The organism is Sphingomonas sp. VDB2 (assembly GCF_047946695.1).
Classification (GTDB): domain Bacteria; phylum Pseudomonadota; class Alphaproteobacteria; order Sphingomonadales; family Sphingomonadaceae; genus Sphingobium; species Sphingobium bisphenolicum.
Genome location: NZ_CP159615.1, coordinates 428,415 through 441,681, shown reverse-complemented (window position 1 = coordinate 441,681; position 13,267 = coordinate 428,415). Strand labels below are relative to the sequence as shown.

At 64.2% G+C, this 13,267-nt stretch carries 14 protein-coding genes; 11 read left to right on the top strand and 3 right to left on the bottom strand.

The genetic code is table 11. The features are described 5' to 3' along the window. Nucleotides 1–14 precede the first annotated feature (14 nt). The 11 genes from ABT375_RS02150 (at nt 15) to ABT375_RS02100 (ending at nt 8,940) form a co-directional block, all read left to right on the top strand. Complete coding sequence (locus tag ABT375_RS02150) at nt 15–2,510, top strand: SGNH/GDSL hydrolase family protein (RefSeq protein ID WP_416463954.1); 2,496 nt, start codon at nt 15–17, stop codon at nt 2,508–2,510. 13 nt (nt 2,511–2,523) lie between these two features. Beyond that, nucleotides 2,524–3,279, top strand: coding sequence for a hypothetical protein (locus tag ABT375_RS02145; protein WP_416463952.1), 756 nt, complete (start codon nt 2,524–2,526; stop codon nt 3,277–3,279). A gap of 31 nt (nt 3,280–3,310) precedes the next feature. Next, a complete protein-coding gene (locus ABT375_RS02140; protein ID WP_416463950.1) occupies nt 3,311–3,688 on the top strand; it encodes a hypothetical protein in 378 nt (125 codons plus the stop codon). Beyond that, nucleotides 3,685–4,245, top strand: a complete 561-nt coding sequence (locus ABT375_RS02135) for a glycoside hydrolase family 108 protein (RefSeq protein WP_416463948.1) — start codon at nt 3,685–3,687, stop codon at nt 4,243–4,245. Before ABT375_RS02140 ends, ABT375_RS02135 begins: the two co-directional genes overlap by 4 nt. Beyond that, nucleotides 4,242–4,655: a hypothetical protein gene (locus tag ABT375_RS02130; protein ID WP_416463947.1), complete on the top strand. Its 414-nt coding sequence runs from the start codon at nt 4,242–4,244 to the stop codon at nt 4,653–4,655. The genes ABT375_RS02135 and ABT375_RS02130 overlap by 4 nt, the downstream gene beginning before the upstream one ends. Further along, on the top strand, nt 4,655–4,822 hold the full coding sequence (locus tag ABT375_RS02125) for a hypothetical protein (RefSeq protein ID WP_416463946.1): 168 nt from the start codon (nt 4,655–4,657) through the stop codon (nt 4,820–4,822). The genes ABT375_RS02130 and ABT375_RS02125 overlap by 1 nt, the downstream gene beginning before the upstream one ends. Before the next feature lie 25 nt (nt 4,823–4,847). Further along, nucleotides 4,848–5,645, top strand: a complete 798-nt coding sequence (locus ABT375_RS02120; protein ID WP_416463945.1) for a hypothetical protein — start codon at nt 4,848–4,850, stop codon at nt 5,643–5,645. A 9-nt stretch (nt 5,646–5,654) separates the two neighbouring features. Further along, a complete protein-coding gene (locus ABT375_RS02115) occupies nt 5,655–6,143 on the top strand; it encodes a hypothetical protein (RefSeq protein ID WP_416463944.1) in 489 nt (162 codons plus the stop codon). Nucleotides 6,144–6,259: 116 nt separating this feature from the next. Continuing rightward, nucleotides 6,260–6,424 carry a hypothetical protein gene (locus ABT375_RS02110; RefSeq protein WP_416463943.1) on the top strand — a complete coding sequence of 55 codons (165 nt, stop codon included), beginning with the start codon at nt 6,260–6,262 and terminating at the stop codon, nt 6,422–6,424. Then, the gene (locus ABT375_RS02105) at nt 6,384–7,019 is read left to right on the top strand and encodes a hypothetical protein (RefSeq protein ID WP_416463942.1); all 636 of its coding nucleotides are present in this window, start codon (nt 6,384–6,386) and stop codon (nt 7,017–7,019) included. The genes ABT375_RS02110 and ABT375_RS02105 overlap by 41 nt, the downstream gene beginning before the upstream one ends. 136 nt (nt 7,020–7,155) lie before the next feature. Next, nucleotides 7,156–8,940 (top strand): cation:proton antiporter, encoded by a 1,785-nt coding sequence (locus tag ABT375_RS02100; RefSeq protein ID WP_224550105.1) that lies wholly within the window; start codon nt 7,156–7,158, stop codon nt 8,938–8,940. On the opposite strand, the gene ABT375_RS02095 is transcribed toward ABT375_RS02100, so the two are convergent. The 3 genes from ABT375_RS02095 to alaS all read right to left on the bottom strand — a co-directional run bounded on the left by ABT375_RS02095 (nt 8,937) and on the right by alaS (nt 13,209). Then, nucleotides 8,937–9,881, bottom strand: a complete 945-nt coding sequence (locus ABT375_RS02095) for a glutaminase (RefSeq protein ID WP_416463941.1) — start codon at nt 9,879–9,881, stop codon at nt 8,937–8,939. The genes ABT375_RS02100 and ABT375_RS02095 overlap by 4 nt on opposite strands. 85 nt (nt 9,882–9,966) lie before the next feature. Next, on the bottom strand, nt 9,967–10,323 hold the full coding sequence (locus tag ABT375_RS02090) for a hypothetical protein (protein WP_416463940.1): 357 nt from the start codon (nt 10,321–10,323) through the stop codon (nt 9,967–9,969). Between the two features lie 228 nt (nt 10,324–10,551). Continuing rightward, entirely contained in the window at nt 10,552–13,209 is a 2,658-nt protein-coding gene (alaS, locus tag ABT375_RS02085) for an alanine--tRNA ligase (RefSeq protein ID WP_416463939.1), read from the bottom strand. Between the last annotated feature and the right edge of the window lie 58 nt (nt 13,210–13,267).

Below are 13,267 nucleotides of genomic sequence, written 5' to 3'. Positions count from 1 at the left end.
AAAAAGGACCAGCAATGAGCCATCCGATGGGGTTGTCCCCCGCCGGCGCCCTGATCGTGCGCGCCGGCGAACCTTTTGCGCTGCGCGTGATCGTGACCGACGCCCAGGGCGCGCCGCAGGATATGGTCGGCAAAACCTTCGCCCTGGCCTTCCTGATCAGCGGGCAGACCGACCCCTTTCTGGTGCGGGACAGCTATCTGGAGGAAGGCGGCAAATCCGCCCTGCTGATGGGGGATGCCGCCGCCGCGACGCAGATATTCCTGACCGGTGCATCCAAGGCGATCAGCTATTATTTCACCGAAACGACCAGCGGCGCGTCCTTCACCCATTATTATGAGCAGGTTAAGGTCGAACCGGGGCCGGATTTCCCGACCGATCGTGCGCCGATCGTCGCGGCCATCCCGGCGATCGAGGTGACGATGGACGCGGCAACGCTGGCGATCGTCCAGCGCGGGGCGGCGGGTGATCGTGCATCGCTGGAATTGTTCAAAGCCGACATCATCGATGAGCCAACGGCCGCGGCGATGGATGCACATAATCGCGCGGAGGCAGTCGCGGCGGTGGCGCCGTTCGTCGAGACCGTGGAAAACCTGGTCGATCAAGCCGATGCCGCCAAGGGCGCCGCGAACACATTTCGTGGGCAAGCCGAGACAGCGGCTGGTCGGGCCGAGATTGCGGCCACTACGGCGCAAACCATCGGTAAGCTATACAGCACAACGGGCGAGGGCCTGGCGCAAACGGACGAGGGCGCACCCTTTTGGGTGCGATCTGCCGACGATCAGCGCGTCGCAGAAGAATATCTGAAGCTGGCGGGCATCGCGGTTCCGACCGGCAAGACCACGCCAAGCGCGGAACTGGTCTTGTTCGTCGCGGACACGGTTCGCCGAACGGATGGTCCCGCCATGCCGAATGAGGCCGCCGTTCAGTGGAAAAATCTGCTCGGTCAGTTCTGGGCCTATTTTTATTCCCAGGGCGGCTTCGACCTCCCCGGCTTCAAGTTCGGACGCCCTTCCGACAGTGGCCCGTTTCTGCGCGGGACGAACCGATTGGGTCAATCTCCCTTCGGCGTCGATGACGACGGCGCGGTTATCCTGCCCGGTGGTCGGCTGACGGGCGACGTGTGCGGCGGCATGAGTTATCGCAATGATCTGGGCGACCTCATCATCGGCAGCGAAGAGAGCGGCACCCGCCTGCCCGGCATGGTCGTCCGCGCGATCAGCGATGCATATGTGCGATCCGTCAATGGGCTGGGGCAAGTCAATTTCGTAGCCGATGCCAGCGGTTTCAGGTCCGGCGACGGCGACGATGGGGGCGTGATCCCCCCGCCCGAGCCGGTCATCGACGTGCTTCCCATGATCGGGTCCGAACTGTTCCTGACCAGCGACCGCGCATTGCCGCTCTATGTCGAAAATATCCGCATGTCGCGGTCGGACGACCGGTTCGGGCGTGTCACGATCGACAGTCGCGCCGGTCCACCGGCGAAATCCTTTTGCGGCAGTTCGGTTGATAATGTGATCGAACTGGACCCGTCGCGGATGGCCGGCACGGCGACATTGACCGTGCGTACCATCGGCAACCGGACGGCGCGACTGGTGAAGACACTGAGCGTCATGGTCAAGACGGTGCCGCTCACTGCCGCAAAGACCGTGATCCTGATGCCGTGGGGTGACAGCACCACGAACCGCCAGATGGCTCAGTTTATCAAAGCCTATCTGGAGTCCTGGGGCTTCACGGTGATCTTTGTCGGCACGATCAACGGCTCTGCATCCTCCACCGATGCGCAGAATGTCGCAGGCCCGCTGGGTGAAGCGCATGAGGGATGGGCGTTCAGCGACGTGCTGGGCTATGACCTGACGGACGGCGACATTCCCTATGGCCCGCTCCCCTTGGGGCAGGAGGCCGCCTACATGGCGCTGTCCAAGGCGGAAAAGAACAAGTGGAACCCGTATCTCTGCCCGATCGGCAGTTCATCCGCCTCCACGCCCATCGTCACCGTTGGCGGCCAGCAATATCGGGCTGACCTGAGCTTCTTCGAGCAGCGTTTCGCGCCGTTCGGTTTCGTGCGCCCTGACATCATCCCGCTCAATTTCGGCATGAACGACCGCAACGAGCAGGGCGCGGTCAAGGCGCTGGAGCAGGTCAATCAGGGCTATGGCTATGTGCTGGACGAAATCGAGCGCGCATGGCCCGCCACCAAGGTCATCGCATGGGCGTCGGCCATGCCTGTGGACCTGACGGGCGACGCGACATGGCAGGGAAGCTGGGCGGCGATCATCAACGCCGTCACGGCGATCGTCAAAGCGCGCCGCGACGCCGGGAAGACCAATGTCCACCTGTGTTCGGCCTGGGCGCACCAAACAGCGGAGGCCGGATGGGCGACCGCCACCGGCGTCACCGATCCTGCAACTGGCGTGCGCACGACGACAATCAGCGACATCATCCACCCCTTTGGCATCGCCCGCGAGCAGCAAGCGCTCGCCCTCGCCAGCGCCATCGCCTGCATCGCTTGAAGGAGAACTCATCATGGGCGTAGAATTTAACACCGGCGAGTTGAGCTGGAACCCGGCTGCCGCCGAACTGATCCTTCCGGGGACGTTGGACACGGGCCTGGAATTTCTCCATGCCGGCGTCGCGGGGTCGGAGGCCTTCCTGCGCAACTGGGCGAAGGGCAAGGCAAACGCCCGCCAGATCGGGGCCCCGGTCGATGGCGATGGCTTTGTATCGCTGCACTCGGCGGCCAATTATCTGGAAACGTCCTTTGTCGATATCGGCGAAGACATCACTTACCTGTTCATCGCGCGCGAAACAGGCGCGGTCGATGCCACGCCCGCGAGCCGCTTTGTCTTCGGCGGCAACTATGGCGCCTCTACTGCGACATCCTTCATGGCAGGATCGGTCACCGGCCCGCGTATGCAGGCGACCTATTCGAACAACGGCGGCAGCACTGTCACGACGGTAAGCGGCGCTGTGTTAGCGTCTGATTTTGCCTGCCTGATCGGGACCGCAGCAAAGACGGGCCTCACTTCGACGAATGACGACGGCCCGACGATCCGAAACATGACCAGCGGCGGCATCGGCATCGGGGCGCTCAATGACGGTTATGTTCGTACCAACCCGAACAAGGCTATCCTGATCGGCAGCGGCTATTCCAGCGTGTACGGCGGCTCCGGCGACGTTGCGCTGGCTATGGCATGGTCGAGGCTGCTGACTTCGAGCGAGCGTCTGGATGCCTATGCCTGGGCAAAGCTGCTCGCCTCTACGGTCGATATCGCGATCTGATAGCTCGTATCTACACAAGGAGCAGCGGCGGATGGCCTCTGAATATATCGAGCAGATCGGCGCCGTCGCGACCCTGGGGGCCAGCGGCGGCGGCGGGTTCTTCGCGGTCAAATGGTTCGCGGAGTGGCTGGCGAGCCGCCTTGATAAGCGGGAGGCCCGCCTGGACAGCGCTGCGGACAAGCTTTTCAGCAATCAGGATCAGCGCATCGACAAACTCACCCAGCGGCTGGACGCGGTCGAGGCGCTGCTGGCCGACTGCCAGAAGCAGCACGCCAGGGCCGAAGCTGAAGTGCTGAAACTCAAGGCCATCATCGAGGGCAAGGGCATCATCGATCAGAAAGCGCAGGCGATCGTCGCGGCCGACCGGCTGGCGCTGGCCGCCGAGCGTCCGAAAGGAAATGAGCAATGACCATCGACCAGATGATTGACGAGGCGATCGGGCGAGAAGGCGATTACGTCAATAACCCGAAGGACAAGGGTGGCCCGACCCGCTGGGGGGTCACCGAGCAGGTGGCGCGCGCCTATGGCTACAAGGGCGATATGAAGCTGTTGCCGCGCGAAACGGCGGTCGCCATCTATCGCCAGCGCTACGCGATCGATCCCGGCTTCGACAAGATCGCGGCCATGTCCGCGCGCGTCGGCGAACTGCTATTCGATACCGGCATCAACATGGGGCAGGCGGTCGCCGGCCAGTTCCTCCAGCGCGCCCTGAACCTCTTCAACCGTGGCGCGTCCTTCTATCCCGACCTGAAGGTGGACGGCGCCTGCGGGGCGATGACGCGGGCGGCGCTCGACAGCTATTTCCAGAAGCGCGGCCGGACGGGGGAAGGCCTGCAAGTGCTGCTCTGGACGATCCATGGTTTCCGCACCGGCCGCTATGAGGACATCAGCATCGCCCGCCCGGCCAATGAAGAGTTCGCCTATGGCTGGATCGCCCGGCAGGTGCGCATGGGAATCGCGGCATGACGCTCTGGGAATATCTCGATCGCGTCGGCGAGCGCCGCGCCCGGCTCGCGCTGGGCCGTCCCATCAATTTGCGGATGCTGGCCAATGTGATCGGCGTTGCGCTGATCAGCGGCTTCCTGGGGGCGTTGTTCGCCTTGTTCATCATTCCGATCCCCAAGGGCAATGAGCAGATCGTGACCTACATGATCGGCCAGCTTTCCGGCTTTGCCGGTGGCATCGTCGCCTATCATTATACGCAGAAGGCGGGTGACGCCGAGCTGGACGCGAAGCGGACCGCGACGACGGGCAAGCTTGCGGATGCCGTGATTGCGGTGTCCGGGGCAAGCTCGCCCGGCGCTGCTGGTGTAGCAGCCGATCAGGTCGCGGATGCTGCCGTCACCGCGGCCGATGCCATCAAGGGCAAAAGCTGATGGGCATCGGCAAGATCGCGCGCAGCCTCGGCAAGATCGGACTGGCGATCGAGGGGCTGGGCTATGTCGTCGCGGCCGGAGCCTCGCTGTGGAAGGCGATCCGCCGAAAGCGGCCGGACGATGGCGGCGATGTTCCGCCGCCTGATGGCGACACGCCAGCCACCTGAGAAACCCACATAGGAGACTATTTCCATGACCATTATCAGATTGGCGTGCGCGCTGGCGCTTGCCCTGATCCTCTCGCCAGCCATGGCGCAGACGACCGGCTCATCTGTCCAGGCGCCCGCAGGTTATGCGCCGATGCAAGCGCCGTGCGTCAAGCAGGTCGATGGCACCTGCGTGCCTGTCTCTGCCACCGCGCCGCTGCCGGTGACCGCGAGCAGCGGTGGAAGCGGCGCGACGTCGGACCAGGTGCAAGGCGCTGGCGCGGCTGGCGCGGCGGCTGTCGGCAACCCGGTAGGGGTCGGCGGCATCTATTCCACCACGCCGCCGACCTTGACAGACAGCCTGCGAGGCAATCTTCAATTGGGGTCGCGCGGCGCTCTACAGGTGCAATTGATGACGGCCGACAGTGTCACGGCCTTTGCAGGCGTTGGCACGGCAAATGACACGGGCAGCAACACACTCAATGCGCTTCGGGTCTATTCGGCAGGCAGCCTTTACAATGCCGGTGCCGCGCAATGGGTCCGCGCACCCGGTGATACGACCGGCGCATATAGTGTCTCGAAGGGTGCCCCGTCTCTAGCGACCGGGCAAATATCCGTCGGCACATCCAGCACGCTGGTCGCCGCGGCGCGCAGCGGGCGCGGCAAAATTACGGTGACGCTCCATGGAGCTAATGACTGCTATTTCGGAAACGCTGGTGTCACGACGACTACCGGTTTTCGCATCAAAGGCGTCGATGGCGCGAGCTACCCGATAGAGACGTCCGCGGCGATCTACGGCGCCTGCTCCGCCACCACCACCGTCAGCTTCATTGAGCAATATTGAGGTGTTGCCATGGTCCGCATACTCCTTGCCATAGCCTGCCTGATTCCTTCGCTCGCGGTCGCTCAGGTCATCTATCCGCCCGGCGCGTCGGCCTCCGAACTGGCCGCCATTCAGGCGAGCATCCCCAAGCCATCCGACGCCGTGCCCAGCGCCGATATGTCCACGGCCGGCTCGCTGGGATCGTCCCCGCGCTATCGTCGGCCTGACGACCAGGCACCGCGCATTTCGCGAACGGTCAGCGGTACGACGCTGGCGACAGGATCGGCGGCGCTCGCCTGGCCCGCGATGCCATCGGTCCCGAAGTTGACGGTCACATCCTATGTTGGCGCCAGCGACACGGCGATCTGGGACTGCAAGCCGGTGACCGGAACCGTCACCACGACCGGTGCCACTATCAAATGCTTTCAGGATCAGACGATCCTGGGACTGGGCCTATTGCCGCGCAAGGTGGCGGGGGCTGGGGTCACCTTTGATGTGCTGGCGCTGCCGGGGAGCTAGTCAATATCCAGCTGCTCACCCAGCTTGGCGAAGAGCCGGCGCCGCTCGGCGCGCGCGGCCGATCAGGTCGCGGATGCTGCCGTCACCGCGGCCGACGCCATCAAGGGCAAAAGCTGATGGGCATCGGCAAGATCGCGCGTGGGCTGGGCAAGGTCGGGATGCTGATCAAGGGTGTCGGCTATCTCGTCGTCGCCGGGCGGGCGCTGGTGAAGGCGATCAAGGGTGACCCCGACAAACCGAATGGGTCGCGCTCTGATTCGTCGGGATCGGGCGACCAATAAATTACCGATCTACGCCATTCAAGATGGTGACCCTAATCGGTCGATGGTCATTGCGACCAGCCGAGCGAAGGCTTATGTTCATGCCATGTTCTCAGGCACAGCATCGCTCGCCATTGCTGGCGCCAGCTACCCGAACCACCGGGGCGCGGAGCGGCGCGCCGAGATCGCGCAGTGCCGGCCGGGCGACCCGCTGACGTTCCGCCGTCTGCGCGGCCCGGCCGATGGCAAGCGATCAGTGGGTGTCTATTCTGAGCGCGGCGTCCAGGTCGGCTATGTCAGCCCTGATGACCTCGCCAAGATGCCCGGCCTTGTCTCCGTCGGCCGGGCCGTCTTCCAAAGTGCGGACACCTGGGGCTGTGTGATTCGCGCGAGCGCTGACGGATCGACCCCCGCCCTGCCCCAACCGAAGCCCAGCCCGCAGATCATTTATCCGCCGCGTCCGCCGGTGGATGAATATTGCGATATATTCCCGGCCGGAAAGCAAGGAAGGCGGACGCGCGCAGCGGACCTCCGCCATTCCGACAAAATGGCTAACCGATTGATATCAAATACGGCAACAAAAGGAGAACCTGTCGGAAAAAGGCATGATAAATAAGGGTAAAATGCGGACTTAAAATCCGCCTTCCCCTGGAAATGCGGGTTCAAGTCCCGCCGTCCGCACCATCATCGACAATATGCTTTTTTCGACCAAAAGGCTGGATATTGCGACCCGTTGCCGCAATGATGCCGCCATGGCCGGTGCAATCAATCCCAATAGTTTCAGCGACTCCCTCGTCATCCTGGGGGCGGCGGGACTCGTCATTCCCGGTTTCGCGCGGCTTCGCATCAGTCCGGTGATCGGCTTCATTCTGGTCGGCCTCGCGGTCGGACCGGCGGGTCTGGGATCGCTGGTCGGCCAATATCCCTGGCTATACCATGTCACCATATCCAATGGCGCGGCGATCGAGCCTTTCGCCGAACTGGGCGTCATATTATTGCTCTTCTCGATCGGCCTGGAACTGAGTTTCCGGCGATTATGGACGATGCGCGCGCAGGTCTTCGGGGTCGGTGCGACCGAATTGATCGGCGGCGCGCTGCTGATCGCGACGGGTCTGTACCTGCTGGGACAGCCAACCGCCGGGGCGATCGGCCTGGGCCTCGCACTGGCTTTGTCCTCCACGGCAGTCGTGCTGCCGATGGTCGGCACGCAGAGCGCGGTCGGACGCGCCGCCTTCTCCATGCTGTTGTTCGAGGATCTGGCGCTGGTGCCGATCATCTTCATGCTGGGCGCGCTCGCCCCTTCCGTAGCCGCAAGTCCCGACGGCGCGTGGAGCGAAATGGCCAATACGCTAATGAAGGGCGGCATCACCATCGCCGTGATGCTGGTGCTGGGTCGGCTGGTCCTGCCCCATATCTTCAGCCAGGCGGCGCGCACGAAAAGCCCCGAAGTGTTCCTGGCGGCGAGCCTGCTGGTCGTGATCGTCTCCAGCCTCGCCACCTCGATCGCGGGGCTGTCGCCGATCGTCGGCGCGCTGCTCGCCGGGATATTGATCGCCGAAACCGACTATCATAGCGAGGTCGAGGTGATGACCGCCCCGTTCAAGGGCCTCGCGCTGGGCGTGTTCCTGATCACCGTGGGCATGAGCCTGGACATCCGCGTCATCCTGGCCAACTGGCCCAGCCTGCTGCTCGCCGTCCTGGGCGTGGTGCTGGCCAAGACGCTGGTGACGTCGGCGCTGCTCTATCTGTCGGGCGTGCGCAAGGGCGTGGCGCTGGAGGTCGGGGTGCTGATGTCCAGCCCGTCGGAAACCACGCTGATCGTGCTGTCGACCGCCGCGGCTGCGCAATTGATCCTGCCGTCCACCGCTGCCTTCTGGCAGATCGTGACCGCCATTGGCCTCACCATCACGCCGCTGCTGGCGCGGATCGGCCATGACGTCGCCCGGCGGCTGGAAATGGCGCTGGGCGAGGAGCGGATCGAAGCGACCGAGGACCATATCGAGGCGGCAGCGGTCGTCATCGGTTTCGGCCGCGTGGGCCGCATGGTGTGCGACCTGCTCAAGGCGCACAAGCAGCGTTTCGTCGTCGTCGAATCGGACCCCGATGTGGTCGCGGAGGCGCGGCGGCTGGGCTATCCGATCCTGTTCGGCGACGTCGCGCGGGTGGAGATGCTCGACCGGCTGCGGCTGGGCCATGCCCGCGCGCTGATCCTGACGATGGACGACCCGGTCCTTTCGGTGCGCGTCACCAAGCGGGTGCGCGGATGGGTGCCGGACCTGCCAATCATCGCCCGTGCGCGCGATACCGATCATGCCGCCCAACTCTACAAGGCGGGGGCGAGCGATGCGGTGCCCGAGACGCTGGAAAGCTCGCTGCAACTGGCCGAGACGGCGCTGGTCGACCTTGGCGTCGCCATGGGGCCGGTGATCGCATCGATCCACCAGACCCGCGAGGATCTGCGCGTCGGGATCAAGGAGGCGGCGCAGATGGCGACCGCACCCAAGCTGCGGCGGCTGCGGCCGGACGAGGTAGGCTAATCGCCCTCTTCGGGCGGGCTGAAAACCGACCAGCCGGTGCGGCGCGCCAATAGCTCCAGCGCCTGGGTGCCCAGGCAACTGTTGCCGCTGTCGTTGAGGCCCGGCGACCAGACCGCGATCGAGGCACGGCCCGGCACGATGGCGAGAATCCCGCCTCCTACGCCCGACTTGCCGGGTATGCCGACGCGAAAGGCGAAATCGCCCGAGGCGTCATAATGGCCGCAGGTCAGCATCAGCGCGTTGATGCGCCGGGCGCGGCTGGGCGACACCACCCTGCCCCCGTCGGGATGCCGGCCATCCAGCATCAGATAGCGGCCGGCGAGCGCCAGTTGGCGGCAGCTCATCTCGATCGCGCATTGATGGAAATAGGTGCCGAGCACCAGATCGACCGGATGTCGGACATTGGCGAAGGCGCGCATATAGTTGGCGAGCGCCATGTTGCGATAGCCGGTGGCGGTTTCGGACGCGGCGACATCTTCATTGATGGCGACGCTGTCGTCGCCGGTCAGGTAGCGCACGAAACGCAGCATCTCGCCGATGGCGACGCGCGGCTGGTGCCCGCCCAGATTGACGTCCGCCACCACGATCGCGCCGGCGTTGATGAAGGGATTGCGCGGGATGCCCTTCTCCTGCTCCAACTGGACGATGGAATTGAAGGCATTGCCCGATGGCTCGCGCCCGACACGGTCCCATAGCTGGTCGCCGACCTTGCCCAGCGCCAGGGTCAGGGCGAAGACTTTCGACACGGACTGGATCGAAAAGCCGGTGTCGGCGTCACCGCCGGTCAGGAGGCGGCCGTCGGCTGTTGCGATGGCGATGCCGAACTGCGCCGGATCGATCTTCGCCAGTTCGGGGATGTAGCTGGCGACCGTTCCGCGATCCTCCGCCATGGCGATCTGGGCGATAATGTCATCGATGATCGCGGTTAAATCCAGGGACATGGTTCAGCGCTTTATCCGCATAATATCGCCTTACCTGGTTCATCCGATCAGGCGAGAAAAAGCCAGAGCGTAGCGCCATATGCTATCATTGTAGAATGATCTGCACCTGCATACCGCCATCCCCTTCGAACAAGAAGCTCTTCCTGCCATCGAGCGAAAAGCCTTGGTCAATGGCAATGGTCCGCGTTCCCATGGGACAGTCGGCACCTTCACCGGGCCGGACATAGCGGGCAGACAGCCTATATTCAGGCATATTGCCAGACCTGTAGGTCTGGCTGTTTATCGACAGCTCGATCTGCCGATACGCTCTATTCTCTGGCGATGCATTGCAATCGTCCGGCCTGTCGACCGGTTCGTTAACAGATATGCGGGCGACGCCATTCCCCCCGATATTGAGCGGGCCATTCCACAGAATCTGCTTACCCAGCATCATACGGACCATGATCGACGTCACGGGCAACCCGCGCCGATCCCCCGGCGATGGGGAGAAGACAGGGGGCGGGACGCGGGTCGCAGATGGCACCGCGATAGGTGGTGGCGGCGGCGCTGCGGACACCTGCGCCGTAGCGGACGTCGCCATCATGGCGACCATCCCGATCACAACTAAGCGCATGTCATCCCTCCACTGTCAGGCAGAGGCATGATGTCACAGCAAAATCTTACCGTCGCGTTACGAAACCGGCACGCTCGCCAGCGCCGCCTTCACCGCGTCGATCGCCGCCGCGGCCTTGTCGCCGTCCGGGCCGCCGCCCTGTGCCATATCGGGACGCCCGCCGCCGCCCTTGCCACCCAGCGCTTCGACGCCGACGCGGACGAGATCGACCGCGCTGATGCTGGCGGTCAGGTCGTCGGTAACGCCGACCGCGATGGTCGCGCGGCCGTCGACCACCGCGACGATCGCGGACACGCCGCTGCCCAGGGTCTTCTTGTTGCCGTCCACGATGCCGCGCAGTTCCTTGGGGTCGAGGCCGTCGATGACCTGGCCCAGGAAGCTGACAGCGCCGACCTGTTCGGGACCGGCCGGGGCTGCGCCCGATCCGCCGCCAAGGGCCAGCGCTTTCTTCGCTTCGGCCAGTTCCCGTTCCAGCTTGCGGCTTTGTTCGACCAGCGCGGCGATGCGGGCGGGCACTTCCTCGGGCGAAGTCTTGAGCGCGTTGGCGGTCTGGCGCAGCTTGTCGTCGCGGTCCACCAGCCAGAGGCGCGCGGCCTCGCCGGTCAGCGCCTCGATCCGGCGGACACCCGACGAGACGGCGCTTTCCGACACGATCTTGAACAAAGCGATGTCGCCGGTCGCGCGGACATGGGTGCCGCCGCACAGTTCGACCGAATAATGATGTTCATCGCCCCGGCCCATGGAGAGGACGCGGACTTCGTCGCCATATTTTTCGCCGAACAGCGCCATCGCGCCTGCGCCGATCGCATCGTCCGGGGTCATGAGGCGGGTCGTGACTTCCTCATTATGGCGGATTTGCGCATTCACATCCGCCTCGACCTTTGCGATCTGGGCGTGGGTCAGCGCTTCGGGGTGGGAGAAGTCGAAGCGCAGGCGTTCGGCCGCGACCATGCTGCCCTTCTGCGTCACATGCTGGCCCAGTTCCTTGCGGAGGGCTGCGTGCAGCAAATGGGTAGCGCTGTGGTTGGCGCGGATGCGGTCGCGGCGCTCGACATCGACGGTCAACTGGACGGTGTCGCCGACCTTCACGCTGCCTGCGCTGATCGTCGCCTGATGGGCGTGAAGGCGACCCAGCGGCTTGGACGTGTCGGCCACGTCGGCGGACAGGCCGCCCAGCGAGGTGATCGTGCCCGCGTCGCCATTCTGGCCGCCGCTTTCGCCGTAGAAGGGCGTCTGGTTGGTGATGATCGCGACCGTGTCGCCGACCGTGGCGCTGTCTACGCGCGCGCCGTCCTTGACGATGGCCTGCACTTCGCCTTCGCCCTGGGTGGAGGCGTAGCCGACGAACTCGGACGTGCCGAAGGTTTCGGCGATGTCGTACCAGATTTCGTCCGACGCCTTTTCGCCGGAGCCCTTCCAGGCGGCGCGGGCGGCGGCTTTCTGTTCGGCCATGGCGGCGTCGAAACCTGCGCGGTCGACCGACAGCCCCTGGGTGCGCAGCGCATCCTCTGTCAGGTCATAGGGGAAGCCATAGGTGTCATAGAGCTTGAACGCGGTTTCGCCCGGCAACGTCGCGCCGTCGCCCAGGCCGGTGGTGGCTTCATCCAGCAGGCGCAGGCCGTTTTCCAGCGTCTTGCGGAAACGGGTTTCCTCGCGCAGCAGGGTTTCCTCGATCAGCGGTTGGGCGCGGACCAGTTCGGGATAGGCGCCGCCCATTTCCGACACGAGGCTGGAAACGAGGCGATACATCAACGGGTCTTTGGCGCCGATGATATGCGCATGGCGCATGGCGCGGCGCATGATGCGGCGCAGGACATAGCCGCGGCCTTCATTGGCGGGCAGCACGCCGTCTGCAATCAGGAAGCTGGTCGAGCGGAGATGATCGGCGATGACGCGGTGGCTTGCCTGAAATTCGCCATCCGTCGCGGTGCGGGTGATCGCGCCGGACTCCGCGATCAGCGCCTTGAACGTGTCCGTATCGTAATTGTTGTGCACGCCCTGCATGACGGCGGCGATGCGCTCCAGACCCATGCCGGTGTCGATCGACGGCTTGGGCAGTTCGCTGACGATCTCGTTCGCTTCCTGCTCATATTGCATGAAGACGAGGTTCCAGATTTCGACGAAGCGGTCGCCATCTTCCTCCGGCGAACCGGGAGGGCCGCCCCAGATATGGTCGCCATGGTCGTAGAAGATTTCCGAACAGGGACCGCACGGGCCGCTGTCGCCCATCGCCCAGAAATTATCCTTTGTCGGGATGCGAATGATGCGCTGTTCGGGCAGGCCGGCGATCTTCTTCCACAGGTCGAACGCCTCGTCGTCCGTGTGATAGACGGTCGCGGTCAGCTTGTCCGCGGGCAGGCCCCATTCCTTGGTCAGCAGGGTCCAGGCGTGGGTGATCGCCTGTTCCTTGAAATAATCGCCGAAGCTGAAATTGCCCAGCATTTCGAAGAAAGTATGATGGCGCGCGGTATAGCCGACATTGTCGAGGTCATTATGCTTGCCGCCTGCGCGGACCGACTTCTGGCTCGACGTCGCGGTCTTGTAGGGGCGCGTTTCCAGACCCGTGAAGACATTCTTGAACGGCACCATGCCCGCATTGACGAACATCAAGGTCGGGTCGTTGTGCGGCACCAGCGGCGCGGACGGGACGATGGTGTGGCCGTTGGCCCCGAAATAGTCGAGGAAAGAGCGGCGAATGTCGTTGGTCGAGGTCATGGGGGCGATTTAGTGGGAAGCGGCCCGCCGCACAAGCGGGGGATTTGGTCGCGATGTC